The organism is Leptothoe sp. EHU-05/26/07-4 (genome assembly GCF_043421015.1).
Taxonomy (GTDB): Bacteria; Cyanobacteriota; Cyanobacteriia; order Phormidesmidales; family Phormidesmidaceae; genus Leptothoe; species Leptothoe turfae.
In genome coordinates this window covers 56,533-75,894 of sequence record NZ_JAXSQV010000007.1, presented here as the reverse complement: position 1 = coordinate 75,894, position 19,362 = coordinate 56,533, and the positions used below count along the sequence as shown (strand labels likewise).

At 46.8% G+C, this 19,362-nt stretch carries 17 protein-coding genes; 9 read left to right on the top strand and 8 right to left on the bottom strand.

Annotated elements, in window-relative coordinates; translation table 11 throughout:
* Window position 1 precedes the first annotated feature (1 nt).
* Window positions 2-3,301 carry a LamG-like jellyroll fold domain-containing protein gene (locus U2F10_RS24795; RefSeq protein ID WP_499873585.1) on the bottom strand — a complete coding sequence of 1,100 codons (3,300 nt, stop codon included), beginning with the start codon at window positions 3,299-3,301 and terminating at the stop codon, window positions 2-4.
* A gap of 698 nt (window positions 3,302-3,999) precedes the next feature.
* Between U2F10_RS24795 and U2F10_RS24790 the strand changes: the two genes are divergently transcribed.
* Window positions 4,000-4,968, top strand: coding sequence for a sulfotransferase family protein (locus tag U2F10_RS24790; protein WP_163696415.1), 969 nt, complete (start codon window positions 4,000-4,002; stop codon window positions 4,966-4,968).
* A gap of 211 nt (window positions 4,969-5,179) precedes the next feature.
* Window positions 5,180-6,106 carry a DMT family transporter gene (locus U2F10_RS24785; protein ID WP_499873584.1) on the top strand — a complete coding sequence of 309 codons (927 nt, stop codon included), beginning with the start codon at window positions 5,180-5,182 and terminating at the stop codon, window positions 6,104-6,106.
* A gap of 444 nt (window positions 6,107-6,550) precedes the next feature.
* Here U2F10_RS24785 and U2F10_RS24780 read toward each other — a convergent pair whose 3' ends face one another.
* Both U2F10_RS24780 and U2F10_RS24775 read right to left on the bottom strand, forming a co-directional pair.
* Entirely contained in the window at window positions 6,551-6,991 is a 441-nt protein-coding gene (locus U2F10_RS24780; protein ID WP_499873583.1) for a Clp protease N-terminal domain-containing protein, read from the bottom strand.
* A gap of 431 nt (window positions 6,992-7,422) precedes the next feature.
* On the bottom strand, window positions 7,423-8,250 hold the full coding sequence (locus tag U2F10_RS24775) for a helix-turn-helix domain-containing protein (RefSeq protein ID WP_499873582.1): 828 nt from the start codon (window positions 8,248-8,250) through the stop codon (window positions 7,423-7,425).
* 95 nt (window positions 8,251-8,345) lie between these two features.
* Here U2F10_RS24775 and U2F10_RS24770 point away from each other — a divergent pair, with 95 nt between their 5' ends.
* The 4 genes from U2F10_RS24770 to U2F10_RS24755 all read left to right on the top strand — a co-directional run bounded on the left by U2F10_RS24770 (window position 8,346) and on the right by U2F10_RS24755 (window position 10,620).
* Window positions 8,346-8,711 carry a DUF2834 domain-containing protein gene (locus tag U2F10_RS24770; RefSeq protein ID WP_250565580.1) on the top strand — a complete coding sequence of 122 codons (366 nt, stop codon included), beginning with the start codon at window positions 8,346-8,348 and terminating at the stop codon, window positions 8,709-8,711.
* A gap of 46 nt (window positions 8,712-8,757) precedes the next feature.
* Window positions 8,758-9,525: a hydroxyacylglutathione hydrolase gene (gene gloB, locus U2F10_RS24765; RefSeq protein WP_163696424.1), complete on the top strand. Its 768-nt coding sequence runs from the start codon at window positions 8,758-8,760 to the stop codon at window positions 9,523-9,525.
* 90 nt (window positions 9,526-9,615) lie between these two features.
* Window positions 9,616-9,918 carry a hypothetical protein gene (locus U2F10_RS24760; RefSeq protein ID WP_499873581.1) on the top strand — a complete coding sequence of 101 codons (303 nt, stop codon included), beginning with the start codon at window positions 9,616-9,618 and terminating at the stop codon, window positions 9,916-9,918.
* A 63-nt stretch (window positions 9,919-9,981) separates the two neighbouring features.
* Window positions 9,982-10,620, top strand: coding sequence for a response regulator (locus tag U2F10_RS24755; protein ID WP_163659148.1), 639 nt, complete (start codon window positions 9,982-9,984; stop codon window positions 10,618-10,620).
* Here U2F10_RS24755 and U2F10_RS24750 read toward each other — a convergent pair.
* Window positions 10,597-11,874: a sensor histidine kinase gene (locus tag U2F10_RS24750; RefSeq protein ID WP_163696426.1), complete on the bottom strand. Its 1,278-nt coding sequence runs from the start codon at window positions 11,872-11,874 to the stop codon at window positions 10,597-10,599. The two genes, U2F10_RS24755 and U2F10_RS24750, sit on opposite strands and share 24 nt — an antisense overlap.
* 280 nt (window positions 11,875-12,154) lie before the next feature.
* The gene (locus U2F10_RS24745; protein WP_163659146.1) at window positions 12,155-12,724 is read right to left on the bottom strand and encodes a hypothetical protein; all 570 of its coding nucleotides are present in this window, start codon (window positions 12,722-12,724) and stop codon (window positions 12,155-12,157) included.
* Window positions 12,725-13,157: 433 nt separating this feature from the next.
* Between U2F10_RS24745 and rplI the strand changes: the two genes are divergently transcribed.
* Both rplI and dnaB read left to right on the top strand, forming a co-directional pair.
* Window positions 13,158-13,610 carry a 50S ribosomal protein L9 gene (rplI, locus tag U2F10_RS24740; RefSeq protein WP_163659145.1) on the top strand — a complete coding sequence of 151 codons (453 nt, stop codon included), beginning with the start codon at window positions 13,158-13,160 and terminating at the stop codon, window positions 13,608-13,610.
* Between the two features lie 443 nt (window positions 13,611-14,053).
* On the top strand, window positions 14,054-15,403 hold the full coding sequence (gene dnaB, locus U2F10_RS24735) for a replicative DNA helicase (protein ID WP_163659144.1): 1,350 nt from the start codon (window positions 14,054-14,056) through the stop codon (window positions 15,401-15,403).
* Between the two features lie 14 nt (window positions 15,404-15,417).
* Here dnaB and era read toward each other — a convergent pair whose 3' ends face one another.
* Both era and U2F10_RS24725 read right to left on the bottom strand, forming a co-directional pair.
* Window positions 15,418-16,350: a GTPase Era gene (gene era, locus U2F10_RS24730; protein WP_499873580.1), complete on the bottom strand. Its 933-nt coding sequence runs from the start codon at window positions 16,348-16,350 to the stop codon at window positions 15,418-15,420.
* Between the two features lie 60 nt (window positions 16,351-16,410).
* A complete protein-coding gene (locus U2F10_RS24725) occupies window positions 16,411-16,851 on the bottom strand; it encodes a secondary thiamine-phosphate synthase enzyme YjbQ (protein ID WP_163696428.1) in 441 nt (146 codons plus the stop codon).
* A gap of 267 nt (window positions 16,852-17,118) precedes the next feature.
* Here U2F10_RS24725 and U2F10_RS24720 point away from each other — a divergent pair, with 267 nt between their 5' ends.
* Complete coding sequence (locus tag U2F10_RS24720; RefSeq protein WP_499873579.1) at window positions 17,119-18,216, top strand: pentapeptide repeat-containing protein; 1,098 nt, start codon at window positions 17,119-17,121, stop codon at window positions 18,214-18,216.
* Between the two features lie 2 nt (window positions 18,217-18,218).
* Here U2F10_RS24720 and U2F10_RS24715 read toward each other — a convergent pair whose 3' ends face one another.
* The gene (locus U2F10_RS24715) at window positions 18,219-19,292 is read right to left on the bottom strand and encodes a glycosyl transferase (RefSeq protein ID WP_499873578.1); all 1,074 of its coding nucleotides are present in this window, start codon (window positions 19,290-19,292) and stop codon (window positions 18,219-18,221) included.
* Between the last annotated feature and the right edge of the window lie 70 nt (window positions 19,293-19,362).

Below are 19,362 nucleotides of genomic sequence, written 5' to 3'. Positions count from 1 at the left end.
CCTAAAAGTAGATGCGATCGCCCTGCAACAGCGGTAGATCCAACGCATTCGTATTATTTCCCAGATTTATAAACCGATAGTCTGGTGTATTCTCGACCCCTTCATAAACCAACCGTTGAGGTCTGGCTCGTAAAGCCGCCTGGCCATAGCGCTCCGCCACTTGCCGCAAGGTGGTGCCCACCGGCACATAGGCTGGCTGTTCTTGCACAAAAATAGCAATCTCAGGCACCACGGTGGCTCGCCCCCGGAAGTAGACCAATGCAATATTCGTTGGCGGTTGACTCCTGGCAGCACTGGGATTGCGATAATAGGTTGTTGCCTCTTCTAACGTGTTGAAATCATTCGCCCCAATCAACAACGCCACTCGCTCTGCCCCAATGCGTCCCTGGGACGGTAGAAACTCATCCGGATACATCAACCGATAGAAGGCCTTACGATTCCCTGGTCGCAACAGATCTACTAAACCACTGGTCGCTTGACTGGTAGACTCCACCGCCGTTGGCACAGCTGACAAAAACGGATCAAACCCTAAAAAATCCTGTGCACCGTCCGTTTCAAAATGCAGGGTGTAATAAGCTGTCCCACTACTAACAAAACCCGTGTCAGCTGTTCTATCCACAGGATGCACAAACTGATAATTCTGGTATTCAACCCGTAGACGCATACCGCCTACTAGATCTACTGTCTGCGCATCGTAACTATAAACATATTGCAGGGCCTGAGTGATGGGCACAGGTAACAGTTTGGCCAGTCGTCGTCTAACCTGTTCAAAACTAGAGGGCCGCACAGAACGATTCGATAGCTGCCCTAGAAAGTTATCGTAATCGCTAGCAATCTCACTGTCAGACCGTCCGGATAAGGACAATATCAATTGTGCATTCTGCTCAGACTGAATCAGTTCAAATAGTCCACGGGCAGACTTAATAGTTTCGACGCCACGCAAGACAGTGGGCAAAATGGTTGTCTGAGTTTCCGGGAACCTTGCCTGTGACCCATAAATTAGTACCGACTGACCTGAAACATCAATGATATAAAAATCTTCTTTAGATTGAACAACTGGAGCAAAAACCTCGTTGGCATAGCGACTGAGCTGTGCTGTGGCCTCAGCAAGTAAAGCATTGGGCGTAGGGGGAATGGTAAATGTTGTAAACTCCGGTACCGAGAGTACCTGACGTCGCCCAAACTCATCTTCCCAGGGAAAGGTACCGTTGACAGTAGCCACAAATCCGGCACCACTGAGCTCGATCAGAGTATCCAAACTCATAATTTGACGGCAACCTGGTGTCGGGCAGACCTTCACCTGATCAGCCACGACTACGGTTGTGCATGGCTCATGGATGGGACCCAGCGTCAGACTAAAGGGTAACTGGTAGAGGATGGCACTACGTAGGACAAACTGATCTTCGATAGAGTGTCCATAGAAATTAAAGGCGCGGTTAAGAGAATTGCCCGTTAGCAACACCCGATCTTCCGCAACAGCTCGCAGCGGGTCCTCCACGTATTCAATGACAAGATCTAAATCGGTAAGCTTAAAGTCTGTTTTGAAATCAAAGGGCCGGTTAATGCTTGGCAAGTTGATCTCAGACTCCCGCACATCAGCAATCAGCTCCCACTGAGGTCGATTGTCAAAACTACTGGGCTGTAGCTCAAAGTTCTCAACGGTGATTTCTCCTAAATCCTGCAAAATAAATGTGAGTGGCTGATTAGGCTGCGGAATTAAGGGTAAAAACTGTTCTGGTTGGCCCGAATTATCCTTGGTACCTAGGGTGAACTTATTCTGTTGCCAAAGTGTGGCTTCTACGGCACTGCTATTTTGCTCTAATGCCCAAGGATTGGGACCGACCTTTTTCCAGGAGAGGGTAATGCGATCAAACTGAAATTGGGGGGTTGCCAACCGAGGTGTCGTTGCCTTTGATTGAATCAAACTGAACTCATCTTCATATACGATTTCCGTTGCCAGGGGCTGATCTAATGGTGCTGGCATATCGGTTAACCTGAGGGCCCCTGTTGTCAGTACCTGGGGATAGTAAAGTTGGCGTACCTGCTCTGGAGTCAGCGCTTTGTTGTAAACAGCAATGCGATAAAATTCTCCTTGCCAGGAACGATTGGGATCTTTGAATTCGTTTGCGATCGCAAGTTCAAAATCTCCCCAAGTACTAAAATCACCACCGACAGTAGCCGAGTCAACCGGCTTGCCATCAAGATATAGATACGCGTTAGGCTCTCCTGCTATCGGCATAGAACGAGTAAACACTAGACATGTAGGCCGCAGTTGAACAGATTTATTTGGGGAGTGCAGCACATCTTCTTTATTTATTCGACCATTTTTATCAGTCACAGTTGTCCGCAGACGCACCACATAATGATCTTTTTGTTGGCCAACTAGAAAATTATGCTCGGAAAAATCTGACGATAATGTAATCAGACGATCTGGACCGCTTTGATTTTGCAGCGCCGGCTTAAACCACAGCACCACAGAAATTTCTTGGGTATCTTGACAGGCCTGAATCAGTCGCCTCACAGGTCGAGGAGCAGGCAATGGTTGTCTCGCATCACGGGGAGCGGTTGCGATCTCAGTATCTGCCTGGGTAAGCAAAGCACCCCGTTCAAGGGTGACCAAATCAGGGGTATACACCGTCAAATCAATCGCCACCTGGCCCGACGCATCACGAATGATATTCCCAGAAACAGCTTCAAATGAATATAACGTCTGCAAAGATGGCCACGGATGGGCAAGGGTTTTCACCGCAATTTCAGTCTCTTCAATCACCCCAACCTGGCCCACTGAAACCTTGGGACCCGTCGCATTGAAAACTAATTGGCCATCGTCCCATGCAGGAATCAGAGCCACTGGTTGTTCCAAAAGATCGAACAACAATATAACCTTAAGACCTCCAGATACTGCAACATCAGCAGCCATTTGAGTGAAGGTGAGATCTAAATCTTGAAACGTTACATGACCACTTGGGCTCACACCAAACGGCGCTGCCTGACGCACCGTTAATGTAAATACTGACTGCCCTGCAACATCACTAACCCCTACAGAAATATCTACGAAAGCTGGGCTGGGAGTGGCTGGCAATCCCGTCAAGACAATATGCCCTGGCACTTGCACATTGGCAGCTCCGCCCAAACTTTCCTGAACCAGCGCCCACCACTCTAATGCGGTCAATTGAGTGTTGTCAGATAGATCATAAAACTGAATTTGCAGCTGACTGATTTGAACCCCAAAATGCCTGGCACTCTCTGGCGCAGCAGGATTTGTCACCACCAAGCGACCTTGGCCAATCACATCTGACATAAACTCAACTCAACAACAACAGAGAAAGTTACCGAAAAGCCAGCTCACCAGCATCGCCGTGAGCCAATAAAACTTAATAAAGATGCTGCTCTAGTAAAACCACTTATTGTTTGCAAGCATATCCACTGTAGTTGATGCATTCAAAGTAGCAGCCATAATTCTTCATGTTTTTGTAACATGCAGCACCCGCATCAACCCATAAAAAGAGGTCAATCTACTTCCGTTAGTTTAATTAAGAAAATCTAAGGCAAATCAATTTAGCAAAAGGATATATATTATTAAAAACGAAGATTGCTGAAATACCAGTGGTATTTCCTCTATTACAGGTTAATCATAATGTGTTGAAATATATATTTCAACAGGATCTCGTGGTAAGAGCTTAAACATCAAAAACAACATTCTATACATCCTTCAGGCATTGGAGGTTTGCAGCTATCAATTACCTCCATGCGGCATATCCGCATAAAATCAAGCTTTTAGAGCGACATTATTTATTGATTTTCTTCTGTCACACGTATTTCAAATCACAGATTTAGAAACACCTGTAGGCTAGTGTTGAGCCAGTCTTCAGGTCATTGTCATTTTTAATAATCTTGTGAAACTACACCATAGGCTCTGAGCAAAGCCCTTTTAACGAAGCAAAAATCTTAACCCTCTTCAATATAATCTGGGGACACATTTATCTGGGGGCATCACTCATGAATCCTTTAGATCAGCCTTATCTCAATCAGATACAGGAGATTAATTTTCAGCCAATTTTTATTCTTGGCGATCATCGCTCAGGAACAACTCTGCTTTACCAGACTCTAGCATCGACACAATACTTTAATGTGGTGACGGCCTATCACATTATCAAGTACAACGAGATCTTACATAACCATTTCAATCATCTTGAAAAACAAAAATATCAAGAACTACAGACAGAGTTTAGGCAATTAGGGATTAGCGATCGCGAATTCGATGCAGTCCCCGTTTCTCCAGAACTACCCGAAGAATATGGCTTCATTATTCGCAATGCCGGACACGAGCTTTATATCAACGATGCAAGCTTACCCAAGTTTTTAGAAGCCTGTCGCAAGATCCAGAGCATCTCCGATTCTGGTAAACCCATTCTGCTCAAAAATCCCTGGTGCTATCCTCACTTTCTCTATATTCGCCAGGCCATACCCAATGCAAGATTTATCTTTATCCACCGCAATCCCATCCATGTAATCAACTCAAAGCTCAAAACAGTGGATAAAGTCCTCTCTGAGTGGAATGCCTACACAGGACTTGTTTCCAACCGATACAACAAGATCTTCAAAAATCCACTTTTTCGGCTGATTTACCGCATCATGTATTTTCCATACTTGGGTATCGGACTCAATAAAGTCTTGCAACAATCTTTGACGTCTACGTCTTATTTTATGAGTAACATTCAGAGTCTGCCAGACTCGGTCTATGTGTCTATCCGATTTGAAGATCTTTGTGAACAGCCCCAAGCCACACTGAAAAAGATTTTTGACTTTCTAGACGTCAAACCAGACGTGGCTATCGACTATGATTCACTGATCAAAAAGCGACCTACCCAGTTAATACCAACAGTGGCACAACACCAACAGCGCATCATCCAACGACTAACGCCCTACTTTGAATTGCACAATTATCCTACAATTGCATCAAGCTAGTTTTTGGCAGAGTCAGTCACTAACAACCTCCATAGAGCCTTAGCTAGGATAGGTCATCGAACTACGCCGTCTGAGTTAACACAAGAACGTCTGCTCCCGATGTCTTTAGCTAATAAAAACTTAAAAGCAATGCGATGAAAGTTATAGATTGTTTTGTAAGGGACATTGCATTTAAGCTATTGCTGTTCTGACCGTAAGAGTTAATTCCTTCATGGTGCTATCACAGCCGCTCTATCATGCGACTCCTCGCCCTCAGGCGAGTGAACCTGTTAAACGTCCCAGTGCATTAGTCATGGCGGCCCTTTTCAGCGCGATATTGCTTTGGGCCTCAGCTTTTCCCGCCATTAGTGTTGCGTTAACAGCCTACAGCCCATTAGAGGTAGCTGTTTTACGCTACCTGGTCGCATCTGCAATCCTGTTAGTTTATGCCCTTCTCAAACGAATGCCATTACCACGTCGACAAGACTGGCCGCTGCTCAGTCTCTGTGGGATCACAGGATTTACTCTTTACAATGTGTTTTTAAATGCGGGCCAACTAACAGTGTCTGCTGGCATGGCCAGTTTTATTATCTCGTCAGAAATTGGCATTATCGCTTTACTGGCATCACTGTTTTATCGTGAAAAGCTCACTCAAGCAGGCTGGTGCGGGATTGGCCTTTGTGTAGCTGGTGTAGCCACTATTTCTCTTGCCAGTAGCGGCAGTTTACAGTTCTCCCTTGGAGCATTGTTGGTGTTTATGGCCACGCTTTGCATCAGCGTTTACTCAGTCATCCAAAAACCGTTATTACAGCGTTACACTGCGATTCAATTTACGACCTATGCTATCTGGGCAGGTACTCTAGTCTTAGTGTTATTTGCACCCCGTGCTGTGTTTTCTACACTGCATGCGCCCTTTGGGCCAACGCTATCGGTTGTTTACATGGGGTTGTTTCCAGGGGTAGTTGCTTACATTGCTTGGTCCTATGTGCTTTCTAAGATTCCGGCATCCCAAGCTGGCAGTTACCTATCGCTCATTCCTGTAGCGGCTCTGTTTATTGCTTGGCTATGGTTACGAGAGATACCGAGCCTGGTTTCATTGGTAGGTGGTGTGATTGTCTTATCCGGTATCATGCTCGTGAATTGGCAGAATAAAGCGTAGCTACAGCAATATCCTTTCTCTCGATAGCTGAGAATCTTCCAGCAAAGATGATGGCTCTACCGCTCACCATGGCATCAACCCCAGTTCCCATAGAGTTATGTCACTGCTTAACCAGGATAACAGTGACAAAAACAACATTAACGTTTGTATCAAAGCAGAGATATTGAAGCACTGCCGACATACTCTAAGAACATGAGCTGAAAGGCCCATGGTCCAAACGAAAGGAGGTCTAACGATAGATATCTCGATAGAATCGTTTGACGGATCAAAGACAGCACCCAAACAAATCACTGGCACCTCTTCTTACTGGCACTAGAGAGCTCTGTTTATAATAAGTTCACCTTATGTAAAACAACTCTAAACAGTCTTGTTGAGCTTAGAAGAATCCTTCAGTTGATTGTTTTGGGTGCTGTTGTGTTTTAAAAAATGAGTTATCTAAGAGTATCAACCTGGACCAGAAAGCTGTCTATAGATACTTTCAATCAGATTATCCGAGGAGTTGGCTAGCTTTTTAACAACTACAGCTGCAACACCCCCATCCTCAAGGATGATGCCCAGCAATAGGTGATTGGGTTCAATGTGCTCATCACCTAGCTTTTTAGCTTCTTCAAGACCAATCTCTAGCACACGCTTTGCCCTAGGGGTGAATGGAATTTGCGTATCTATAAATCCTGTCCCAAGACCAATAATCTGTTCCACCTCTTGGCGTGCATCTTCCAGGGTTATCGCTCGTTCTGAGAGAACATTAGCAGCTGCATTGTCACCGTCTGCCAACATCCCTAACAGTATCTGCTCTGTACCAACAAAGTTGTGTCCCATTCTCCTAGCCTCATCCTGAGCCTGAACAATAATGGCACGGGACTTTTCTGTAAACCGCTCAAACATAAACTAAACATCCAAATTATTGACAACAGTTGACATTGGATAGACAGCAGCCACTATCCTCCAAACAATTTCCGACAATATGGCAACATAAGCCATCGCTGTAGTAAGCAGTGCTCAACAAAATGAACAAAATTTTAAACACAAACTCTCAGCCAACTCTCAAGCGTTATAGCTTTTGGCCGATTGGCAACCTCAGAGCATAGGTCGCCACACTTTCTAGCAGTGACGTTCCTTAATATTGTCAAAAGTGCTAAACAGCCTGTGTTCTGACACTTACGACCAAGTACTTAGCAGCTCTACCTCCATGAGCAGCTCAGCAACAATTATATCCACTCTAAAAAGAAATGACACCTATGATGAGCCAAAGTGATAATTGGCCACCATTTAAGTGATTCCGTTGTTGCTTTAGAGGAGGATCAGTAACGCTTAGGTTATGCATTTGCCTGCTCCTTTGCCAGCCCATGCATCTTCTCTGCTGTGATTTCATCAGCTGGAAACAGGCACTCAATTCGTAACTCTTGTAGGGTGATATCGTAGGGTGTGCCTAACGTAGCCAGAGTGGAAAAGAATGCCAGGGTAGTGCCTTCTTTCTCAAACTTGACCGTTAACAACGGCACCTGCCAAGATTCATAATCGTTTGATTGCCAAAGAGTTTTGATGTCAGGGAATTTCAACATTTCCTGGAACAGACGCTCAGACAGACTCTTTTCACCAGCGGCCACTGCCTCACGATGGATCCGACGGATTGACACAGCAGCCACAGCTTCCCAATTAATCACTATTGGCCGCAACACATCCGGGCGGAGCATCGCCTTCATTAAATTTATCTGCCCACTGGCCAAGCAACAGTTCATTAGCTGCTCCGGTTTAATCAGATATGTCAACAAACGCTGCGCCGATTGGTTACTCTCCAATTGATTCCAATAGCGATCCATCACGATCGCCGGATAAGGCTCCTGCTGGCGCAGCATAAAATCCAGTGCTTGACGAATCGGTGCTAACTCCGGTGCAGATAAGTCGCTCTCTACAAAAACAGGGGCAAACCCGGCTGCCGTTAGCAACGTATTTTGATCACGAAACGGTATTTCTAAAACCGTTCCCAGTCGCAAAATCATCTCTCGACTGGGCTGGGAACGCCCCGATTCTAAAAAGCTTAGATGCCGCTGGGATACATCACTGGCTAGCGCTAGCGCTAGCTGACTAAAGCCACGCTGCTTCCGCCAGGATTTCAGCAATGTTGTGAACGGCGCTGCTGACATCAGTTTCAAAGTTTCACTAATTCGATTACCTCAAAGGTAATTGTTTCTATTATGTGGGCAGGCCATAATCGGTGCAATCACCGCTACGGAAACTCATGATGAGCACTATCTCTATCCAGCAATCCAGACCTCTAAGGTGCAAACTGTATCTGACGCTAACTGTTATCGGTAGCATCCTGCCTTGGATATTTCTAGATCAGTTTCTCTTCTCAGGGACTGCCTCAGCCTCAAAGTTTTTTGCCCAAGCATTTTCTACACCAGTGGGTATCGCCCTCACCGTTGACTTATCTATTTCTTGTCTGGTCTTTTTCTGTTTCGCCTGGTTCGAACTATCGCGAATTGGCCTATCCCGACGTTGGCTATGGCTCTATTTAGGTTGCACCTTGGGTGTGGGTTTGTCCTGCTCTCTACCCCTCTTTCTATATATGCGAGAGCGGCAGCTAGGTAGCCTGGGTCAATAGAGAAGCTTTCCGTCATACTAGAGGTGGTAGCGCTTCCACTTCTAGTATGCAAATCCATCGCCTCAACGCCTGGTCAGATAATTATATTTTTTTGCTTCAGGATGGACCTAGGGCAGCCGTTGTTGATCCAACTGAAGCGCAGTCTGTCTTAAGTAAGCTTGAGGAATTGGGTGCTGAACTCATCGCTATTTTCAACACCCATCACCATGGTGACCATGTGGGGGGTAATCGTGAACTACTGGCTAAATTTCCTAACACAACGGTTTACGCTAGTGAAGCTGATCGCGATCGCATTCCTGGCCAAACAGTATTCCTCCACGAAGGTGATACCGTCACATTTGGTGGACGCACCGGCCAAGTCTTCTTTGTGCCTGGTCACACCAAAGGCCACATTGCCTATTATTTTGCCCCGGTTGAAGCGCATCAGCCGGGAGAATTATTCTGCGGTGATACCCTATTTGCCGGTGGCTGTGGACGACTATTTGAAGGCACCCCAGCCCAAATGGTCAATTCTCTGAGCAAATTACGGCAGCTGCCAGACAATACGCGCGTTTGGTGCGCCCATGAATATACCCTCAGCAATCTCAAATTTGCAGTGACCGTAGATGGGCAAAACGCAGATTTGCAAGACCGTTATCAACAGGTACAAGTAGCCCGCAAACGTCAGGAGGCCACAGTCCCCTCATGGCTAGGTATTGAGAAAAAAACTAATCCCTTTTTGCGCTGGGACCAACCCGCACTCCAGGCAACCGCTAAGATGAAAGAGCCTGCCCGCGTTTTTGGGCGTATTCGTGGCATGAAAGATATGTTCTAGCACATCACCCAATCGGGTGATCTAGTTGGGGGATGTCAGGTCGGACGCCAATTTATACATTAGGGACATAATGCGTAGACACACTTCCCTATGACATTGGCCCCCTCCCTTGCTATCAAAATGCTGGGTGGCATAGCCCTCACTGCGTTTTGGCTTGTTCCCCTGCACATCTCCCGTGCTGAATCTTCCCTGTGGCAACTGACTGCTTGGCAACCCACTGCCACTACAGCTGTCGGTATGACAGGTATGGACGCGACAGAGCCTGACACTTCAAGCTCTGTAGTGAATGGGGTGCGATCGCAATCCACATCACCCTTCTCGCCCAAAATATTTAGCGTCTCCCTACACAGCCGCTATTTCAGCACGGGAACATCCCTCATCTATACTTGGTAGCTAAGCTTCAGCCTTTCAGAGGCAGACCACTCTCAACCCACACGACCAAGGTGACATGGTCCTATGCCGCTCAATATTTTGATTGTCGAAGATGATCCCATGATGCGTCTGGGTCTCACCCATTCCCTTGCGCACAAGGAGACGATAACCATCATTGGTGAAGCCAGTGATGGTTATCAAGGTGTAGCCATGGCCGCATCAGAACAGCCCCATGTTGTCCTCATGGATGTAGGCATGCCCCGCATGGATGGCATCGCAGCTACACAAGAAATTAAACAGCGATTCCCCAACATTCGGGTTGTGGTTTTCACCTCCCATACCGATCAAACTGAAGTGATCGCCGCTCTCTCTAGCGGAGCCGACGCCTACTGCATTAAGGGAACCAATATCGATACCCTGATGCAGGCCATCAACGTTGCCGCCAGCGGAGGGATTTATCTAGATCCTCAAATTGCCCAGCAGGTGGTGACCTGTTTAACCCACCAGCCACCAGCTCCGATTCCAGATCATCCCCTATCGGCCCGCGAACTGGAAGTGCTCAAGTTAATTGTTGAAGGGTATAGCAATCCAGAAATCGGCGAGAAGTTGTTTCTGAGTACCAACACGGTTAAAACCTATGTGAAGGGCATTATGAACAAACTGGTAGTCAATGATCGAGTGCAAGCAGCCGTATTAGCCCTAAGAAGGGGTTGGGTTAGTTAAGGGCAACGTTAGCCAAAAAGTACTGCCTGCCCCCAAGTCAGATTCCACACCGATGGTGCCACCATGGGCAGCAACAATCTGCTGTGCAATGTGTAATCCTAAGCCAATGCTCAAATGACGCCGACGATGTCCCTGGGAATATAAGCTAAAAAGATGGGTGCATTGGTCAGTTGTCATGCCCACACCATTATCCCGCACAGAACAACGTATATGGGGCTGAGGCTGAGACTCCACCGAAGCCTTAATCCATATGGAAATACCTGGTGGATTATGGTTTAAGGCATTGATAATCAGATTATGAAACACCCTCCACAGCTGAGTCATATCACCAGCAATGGTTGGCAACTCAGGAGACAGCTGATTAGCCACCATAATATTCGATTCTTGTAGTTGTGGAGCCACCTCCTGACAAACTGCATCAACGAGAGAACATAGCGAGACATTCTGTCGCTGTAGCACCAGACCTTTTAAATTGTTATTGTGAGCCTCCAACAGGCTATTGATTAGGACCAGCTGACGATCTCCCCCCTGCAGCATCTGCTCTAGCAAAGTGCGAGGCATCGCAATTGTGTCTCCGGGCTGGGCTAACAAGCTTTTGAGCAATAGCTGAGTACCCGTTACAGGATTACGTAAGTCATGGGAAACGGCATGCAAAAAGGTTTGTATTTCTTGCCGCGCTTCAAACTCTTTGTAGCGTAATCGCTCGTAGAGGTAGACAGACAAGTCTGCCACAAAACACACCCATAACAAATAAATGTAAGCGGCCACCGAGCCCAGAATTAAGTTAGAGCGCTCCGCTGCGTTTTCTACATTGAAAAAGGCAACTGTGATCAGCAACGTTAGGGGAATTAAAAGCGTTAGTTGCGATCGCAAATGCAGTTGCCATCGAACGGGCACCACGGTCGACTGAGCTAAAAACACCATGGTCCACAGGATGATGTCAGAATCATCTATATTACCGCCAATTAAGGACGCAGTCAGCAATGAAAGCGTTACTCCAGCTGACATTCCCCAGAAGATTAACCCTGGATGTTGTTTCCCCCATGGGAGCATCTGTAGACCCAGTGCTACGGCAAACACGAATCCAATCACACCATTAATCACAAAGTCATTCCGTTCCATATAGTCCGGCACCGTTAACCAGACCCAAGTCTCAAATAAGACAAAACTGACCAGCACAAATACCAATAGCCAAATCAACAGTCTCAGACGTTGATGGAAAAATTGTTGTCGCCACTGTTTATAAACGCTCAATACACTAGGTGACTCAACGTGTGGAGGAAAGTAGTGACGCCACCAAGCGCGCGCATAATGTAACATGGCATCCAAAAACGACTAACGCCTATTTTCTCAAATCAAACTCAACCTAACGTATCCAGGCATGAAATTCACAGCATACCGTTGCTAATTGAAGGGATGAAGCGAGGACAAAATCACCCTGAATCAGCATTGTCAGATTAACTCCTCTCAAGGCTCAGCAACGCCCACAGCATACTTCAAATGTCATGCATTTCATCCCCCTTGAGCCAACAACTTATAGCAGCGCGAATGAGCTGATAAACCGATCGACATCTGTCTCATTATCGTCAATAGCAAATAGCAAATAGGCACGCTCATTGACAAGATAGAAACGCATGTCAATGGTTCCTTCATCATGGCTATAGCGATAGCGCCGACCTGGGTGCCCCCCCAGCTGAACGTTCACTTCTACAGCTTTTAAAACTGCAGGGTCAATGTCTTCAAATGAGTCTCTTAGATTATTGAGAACAACCTCTGACCCTTGGCTCAGAAAAGTGGTGGGCAAATCAGAATACGCAACCATATATTGACTGTTAGAACTAGACGTTTCAAAGATATGGATTGCAACCGGATCCCCTTCAATGTCATCATCTTCAGTGGTGACGTCTGGAGGTGTGGGAAATGCGATCTCAAAACGTCCTGGTGATGATGAATATAAAGAACTTTGGGCAAGTTGCCATGGAGCCACAGGTTCAAAGGCAGCAACCGGCATGCCAGGCAGCATGCCCACAGCTCCTATAGCACTCAAGGCAATCACACTTTCCATCATTAGACGACGGATCAATCGAGATCTATGCATACTCATAAAGTTAGTCTCCAAAACTAGTCGGTCGGAACATCGGGCTACCTAAGGTTTCTATAGATTAGTTTTGAGACTCTAATAATCACTACGCCCAACCGGTTCACCCAATCGGGTGATTGAGCCAGTGCTTGTTGATTTGGAATACAGTCTTCTACCAAAGGTGGTCATGAACAAACACCTGTACCACCCTAGAGCTGATCCAAGTCAGGTATTAATAACCAATTGACTAATAACTCCACACCTCAAAAAGTGCCAGGCTCGTCACTTCGTATTTTAAAGTTGCCTCAGGCGGACCTGAGTCTATAGAATGTTAGACTGCACTAGTTTTATTACGGGTCAAAGAAGGAGACTGGGCCACATAAACCGTTTTTACGTTGAAGGATTGCATCCAAAACGTACTCAAAGCGCGCTTTATCTGGGCTCGAGCAGAATCATTATGGCAAAACGGGTTCAGTTAGTTCTAAGTCAAGATATTAGCAAGCTAGGTAAGACAGGCGACCTCGTCGAAGTAGCTCCTGGCTATGCTCGCAACTATTTATTGCCTCGTGGTTTGGGGTATCGGGCAACTCCCGGTGTGCTCAAACAGGTAGAGCGCCGCCGTGAAGAGGAGCGTCAGCGCCTTGAGCAGATTAAGCAAGATGCTGAAGCCATGAAGACTGCGATCGCAACCATCGGTCTCTTCACCATCAAGAAAGAGGTGGGCGAAAATGAGGCAATCTTCGGTACAGTCACTGCTGATGAAGTTGCCGAGCTGATCAAGACCAACACTGGTAAAGACATCGACAAGCGCGATATTGATGTTCCCCCCATCAATAAGCTGGGTGAGTACACTGTGCTGGTTAAGCTCCACGCTGAAGTCACTGCAGAACTACGGCTACGGGTTGCTTAGGTTATCTAACCCACTGCAAGCATTGCGCTTAAATGCCTGCAATACAATGCACTCATCATTCGATCAAGCCCTAGGTTGCTCATCAAATCTAGGGCTTCCTTATGGGCAACCAACGTACGCGAACTAACTATGAAAGGGGATGAATGCTTTGCAAAAGCCCCCTGAGAACTCTGACACACTAGATCATGTCAGGGCAAAGCGCATATAATACAAATGAACTAAAAAACCTGTAGCCAGGTTATAAATACTCGTTTTCCCTGTTATCTTCTCTATCTATAGCGTTTTGTAATCACCCTTGACGCTAGATGTGGATGGCTAAGATACTGATAAACAGGGAGTGGCATAGACTGCTACGTAACTATCCGGCATGCGCTTCAAATATTTTCATGCCGCTTGCCGCTCCCCTCTTTTAGCTCCCCTCACCATATTGCCTGAAGGTCATCATGGCTAAAGAACATAAGTTTCAAGCAGATTTTGATCGCCTACCACCTCAGAACATCGACGCTGAAGAGGCTATCTTAGGCGGTATTTTATTGGACCCAGAGGCCATGGGTCGTGTTACTGAAATTTTGGTCCCCGATGCCTTTTATATTGCCAGTCACCGCGAAATCTATCGAGCTACCCTTGAACTACAGGCTAAGGGCAAACCCACTGACCTGATGACCGTTGCCTCCTGGCTCAAAGATCACAACTTGCTTGAAAAAGCTGGCGGGCAAGCCCGCTTGGCCCAGCTGTTTGACCGCACCATCAGCGCCGCTAACATTGACCAGTACGCCAAACTGGTCATGGATAAATACACCCGCCGTAAACTAATCCAAATCGGGGGTGAAATTGCCCAGCTCGGCTATGAAACTGAAACTGCCATCGAAATGGTCCTCGACCAGTCTGAGCAAAAGATCTTCGGCATTACCCAAGAGCGTCCCCAGCAAGGGCTCACTGCGACATCTGACATCCTGACTGAAACCTTCGACGATATCGAACAGCGCTCCATGGGCATGGTGCTGCCTGGTTTATCTTGCGGCTTCTATGATCTCGACGCCATGACTCAGGGGTTTCAGCGATCTGATCTGATCATCGCTGCTGGACGTCCGGCCATGGGCAAAACAAGCTTTGTCCTGAACGTGGCTCGCAACATTGCAGGCGGACACAAGCAACCCATCGCTATCTTCAGTTTGGAGATGTCCAAACAGCAGCTCGTGTATCGTCTGCTATCGGCAGAGGCCAGAATTGAAAGTGGTCGCCTACGCACTGGGCGCATTGGGCAGCATGAGTGGGAACCTTTGGGACATGCCATTAGTTCTCTGTCTCAAATCCCTATTTTTATCGATGATACGCCCAATATTTCAGTAACTGAGATGCGCTCTAAATGTCGTCGTCTTAAAGCTGAAAATGGTGGTGCCTTAGGACTTATCCTGATCGACTACCTCCAGCTTATGGAAGGCAGTAGCGATAACCGAGTCCAAGAACTCTCTAAAATCACGCGATCGCTAAAAGGGCTTGCCAGAGAACTCAATGTGCCAATTATCTCTCTCTCCCAGCTCAGTCGCGGTGTCGAGTCGCGTACCAACAAACGCCCCATGATGTCTGATCTTCGTGAAAGTGGATCTATCGAGCAGGACGCAGATTTAATTATGATGCTGTATCGCGAAGAATACTACGACCCTGACACCCCTGATCGAGGTCTCGCAGAAGTCATCATCGCTAAGCACCGTAATGGTCCTACAGGAACCATAAAATTGTTATTTGAACCCCAATATACTCTCTTTAGAAACCTTGCTAAACCAAATTCATAGGAGAACTTCCTCACTTACTCTTCAACTCGATAGCCAAGTTCCGCCAGGTGCGATCGCGACTGCCGCCATCGGTCTTGCACTTTCACAAACACCTCTAAGTACACCTTGCCAGCAATGAGCTTTTGCATTTGCTCACGGGCAGCTGTATTAATTGTCTTCATCATCGACCCTTTTTTGCCAATGAGAATTCCTTTTTGAGACTTGCGCTCTACATAAACTGTCGCCAGCACATTGGTAATCTTAGGCGTTTCCTCAACTGTTTCAATCGTTACAGCAACAGAATGGGGAATTTCTTCACGGGTATGCAACAACACCTGCTCACGAATTAACTCGCCCATGATAAAACGCTCAGGCTGATCGGTGACTAAATCAGGTGGATAGTAATAAGGGCCAGCATCTAGTCGTTCGATCAAGCTTGATTTCAAAGCCTTCAGACCTGTCTCTGTCACCGCTGAAAATTTACACACAGGCCAGCCATTCTCATCAGCCAGTGCTTGATAACTAATATCAATCATCTGGGCCTTAGTCTCAGACTGTAAATCAGCTTTATTGATACCTAGAACAACCGGCACCTCACTACGCTTCAGCAAATCTGCAATAAACAAATCACCACGACCTAACTCGCTGGTACCATCCACCACGAACAACGTCACATCCACAGAGTTGATGGCAATGCGGGCATTTTTGACCAGCACTTTGCCCAACTCATGGTGGGGTTTGTGAATACCAGGGGTATCCACAAAAATGACCTGCGCCTCCGGCAACGTCATCACCCCACGCAGGCGATTGCGCGTCGTCTGGGCAATGGGCGAAGTAATGGCAATCTTTTGCCCCACCATCGTATTCATTAGCGTTGACTTTCCCACATTGGGACGTCCCACAATCCCAACAAATCCGGAACGAAACCCCGGTGGAGGTGTTGGGGCTCCCCCCAGATCAATGGCCATACTTATTCTATAACTCTAACTATTAACTCTTTTCCATTACCCAGTGGGCAGCAGACCACCTTACGTTTCACCCGTAATGTGAACTACAACATCTCGGTGATAACCATGGCTACGATGTTCCCACAGGTAAATTCCCTGCCAGGTACCCAACGCCAACCGACCATTTATGATAGGAATCTGCTCCGATGTATGGGTCAAGGCCGTCCGCAAATGGGCAGGCATATCATCTGGTCCCTCAGCACTGTGGTTATAGTAATTACCCTCAGGTACTAACTTGGCCAAAAAGTTTTCCATATCAACCAGCACATCCGGATCTGCATTTTCTTGGATCACCAAACTGGCTGAAGTGTGGCGTAAAAACAAACAGCAAAGCCCGGTTCTCACCCGAGATTCACGGACAGCATCTTGCACCTGCATCGTAAATCGCTGCAATGATTTAGGACGGGTTTGTAAGGTTAGCACAGTCTGATAATGCACGGACGTTGACGTGGTAGGAATCATGGTGATGCCCTCTGAAGTAAAGACTCATCATGCTTTTCAGCATAGAGCAGGACTTACAGTCACGTCCAAGTTGCAATCTGTAATTTCTTTTAAGGTACGCCAAGCATTTTGGACAAGAACAAAGCCTAGTCCAGGGTACATGGGTTTGCTACCTAACACCTAAAGTTTCCACCTATAAACGTTGTATCAATTACCGAGTAGGGAATCTTGAGCTTACAGATACCGGGTGTTTTTAAGACCTTGACATCGCATCTACCTTGAGCCTAAATGCTGCCTCCAAGCCCGATCATTGTCATTATGCAGGGAGTTGCTGCATGGAATCATTGGCGTCGCATGCAAGCACCTGACACAGAGGCACCTCAACTGAGAGAGGCACTGTTGATCCGAGCCGAGTTACCTAGGGTTAACCTCAGTCAAGTGGACGGCTGTATCAGTAATTTCTCTGGTGCTAATTTATTTCAAGCCAACCTTTCGCAGGCAATTTTCTACACCGCAAATTTATCCCAGGCCAAGTTGGATTGGGCCAGATTGACAGGCGTGGACATGCGGGAAGCTAACCTCAGGGATGCCAGCTTGATTAGAGTGGACGGACAGCACACCAATTTTGCCATGGCGGATCTACACGGTAGCAACCTCAGGGAAGCCATCTTAACCGACAGTAACTTTTGCAAAGCATCCTTAGCAGGCGTTGATGGCTGCATGGCGCAAATGAGTCAATGTAATCTGAGCCATACAGACTTGCAGAACAGCCTTTTTTATACTGCTGATCTGCAACAGGCTAACTTGCGACAAGCCAAGCTCATCTCAGCTGACTTCCGTGAAGCCAATTTAACCCAGGCAATTTTAGAAGATATCAATGCCTGTCACACCAGCTTTGCCAGGGCAATTTTAGACCGGGCAATTCTAACGGGAGCTTTGCTAGCAAACGCTAACCTGACGATGGCTAATTTAAAGCTCACCATCCTCAATAAGGCTAATCTCAGCAATGCCCAGGTACAAAATGCCGTTTTGACGGAGGCCAGTCTTGTGGGTGCAACACTCTGCCAGGCGCAGTTGCAAAATAGCAACATGGCTCAAACAGACTGCCGCAATACCCTCTTTAGTGAAGCCAATCTGGAAAACGTAAATTTGCAAGGGGCTGACCTGAGTGGAGCCAATTTGAGCAAGGCTGCATTACAAGGCGGTTGCTTAAAAGATGCCAAATTGAAACATACCAACCTGAGCCACGTTGATCTACGTCATACTGATTTAACGGGTGCCGATTTAAGTCATGCTATTTTAGCTGGCACGCAATTACCCAAAGGGTATGAGCCAACCCAGTATCCCGTGAGCGAAACAGAGTCCTGTAATAGGCAAGTGGCTTAGGGTTAACTCAAATAATCACTAATTGCATTTGCGATCGCACCATTACCATCCGTGGCCAGTTTCTCGCCTGTAGGGGGTACCAGGGGTTGCTCTAAAAACGACCAGTCCCCCTTAAAGAAAGTATGGCTATCTAAAATTTGGTGATAGGCATGGCGTTGGATACCATTCATCAGCAAGGGGGCTTCGGCAAAGCCCTCACGGGGCAGCGTCACGACACCGCGATCTAGACGACAGGCTTCGGCAAAGGTGCTATATCCGGGTTTAGAAACGATGCGATCGCACACCACCATGATGTCCGCAGGTCGCAGCCCAATCTCCGCAATCTTAATCAGGTTCGGTAACTCTGGTGCATTGTGATCAAAGGTGAGAAACTGCCAATGGGGATATGCCCGTAATGCTGTCTCATAGGGAATTTGAGATAACCCTAGCCCACCAAACGTCAGCAGAATGGTGCGATCGATAGGAACCGTAATGCCAAATTTCTCTCTGATTACATTGGCTGACAGCTTAGGATTTCCCCCCGTGAGACCGACATCAGTGATGTTAGGGAAAGCGACCATATCTTCATGGAAAGGGAGACGAAAAAGGCGATCGCAATCCCCAAAGCAGTCTGCAATCCAGTCTGCAATTGCCTCAAATTCTCCTCCCCAGGGCCGATAAATGAAGTCCCAACCAAAATTCCCCATCATCCAGCAGGGTAAATTCACCGCCTTAGCCAGCTGAGTTAATAAAGGAGGAATATCCCCCATAATCAGGTCAATACCTGTGTTTCTAATAAACTCAACTTCTGGTGCCAGAATCTCATCCTGATGCTCATAAATCCATTTAAGTTTCTCCAAGGTGGCAACCTTATCCATTGTCAAGCTGTCACTTTGTAATACACCAATATCAAAACTCACCGCTCGATAGGTCACTCGCTCAGGCTGTAGATAAGATTGCAATAACCATTGGGGAGCTGTCGTTGCCAGAATAATCTCTACATCGGGTCGACTCTGTTGCAATGTTGCTGCCATGGAGGCAGCACGGGTAGCATGGCCAAACCCATGGTTAGTAACTGCAAGATAAAGCTTAGGCATAAACTTTTGTTCTTTCTATTAACATTTAACAATCCAGCCTTATGCTACATAGCATCTTCGTAAGTTTAGA

Excerpts from the sequence above, each read along its gene's own strand:
- U2F10_RS24755 (WP_163659148.1), top strand. The coding sequence starts at position 9,982 with ATGCCGCTCAATATTTTGATTGTCGAAGATGATCCCATGATGCGTCTG.
- U2F10_RS24760 (WP_499873581.1), top strand. The coding sequence starts at position 9,616 with ATGACATTGGCCCCCTCCCTTGCTATCAAAATGCTGGGTGGCATAGCC.
- U2F10_RS24775 (WP_499873582.1), bottom strand. The coding sequence starts at position 8,250 with ATGTCAGCAGCGCCGTTCACAACATTGCTGAAATCCTGGCGGAAGCAG.
- U2F10_RS24725 (WP_163696428.1), bottom strand. The coding sequence starts at position 16,851 with ATGATTCCTACCACGTCAACGTCCGTGCATTATCAGACTGTGCTAACC.
- U2F10_RS24715 (WP_499873578.1), bottom strand. The coding sequence starts at position 19,292 with ATGCCTAAGCTTTATCTTGCAGTTACTAACCATGGGTTTGGCCATGCT.
- dnaB (WP_163659144.1), top strand. The coding sequence starts at position 14,054 with ATGGCTAAAGAACATAAGTTTCAAGCAGATTTTGATCGCCTACCACCT.
- U2F10_RS24795 (WP_499873585.1), bottom strand. The coding sequence starts at position 3,301 with ATGTCAGATGTGATTGGCCAAGGTCGCTTGGTGGTGACAAATCCTGCT.
- U2F10_RS24770 (WP_250565580.1), top strand. The coding sequence starts at position 8,346 with ATGATGAGCACTATCTCTATCCAGCAATCCAGACCTCTAAGGTGCAAA.
- era (WP_499873580.1), bottom strand. The coding sequence starts at position 16,350 with ATGGCCATTGATCTGGGGGGAGCCCCAACACCTCCACCGGGGTTTCGT.
- U2F10_RS24745 (WP_163659146.1), bottom strand. The coding sequence starts at position 12,724 with ATGAGTATGCATAGATCTCGATTGATCCGTCGTCTAATGATGGAAAGT.
- U2F10_RS24720 (WP_499873579.1), top strand. The coding sequence starts at position 17,119 with ATGCTGCCTCCAAGCCCGATCATTGTCATTATGCAGGGAGTTGCTGCA.
- gloB (WP_163696424.1), top strand. The coding sequence starts at position 8,758 with ATGCAAATCCATCGCCTCAACGCCTGGTCAGATAATTATATTTTTTTG.
- U2F10_RS24790 (WP_163696415.1), top strand. The coding sequence starts at position 4,000 with ATGAATCCTTTAGATCAGCCTTATCTCAATCAGATACAGGAGATTAAT.
- U2F10_RS24780 (WP_499873583.1), bottom strand. The coding sequence starts at position 6,991 with ATGTTTGAGCGGTTTACAGAAAAGTCCCGTGCCATTATTGTTCAGGCT.
- U2F10_RS24785 (WP_499873584.1), top strand. The coding sequence starts at position 5,180 with ATGGTGCTATCACAGCCGCTCTATCATGCGACTCCTCGCCCTCAGGCG.
- rplI (WP_163659145.1), top strand. The coding sequence starts at position 13,158 with ATGGCAAAACGGGTTCAGTTAGTTCTAAGTCAAGATATTAGCAAGCTA.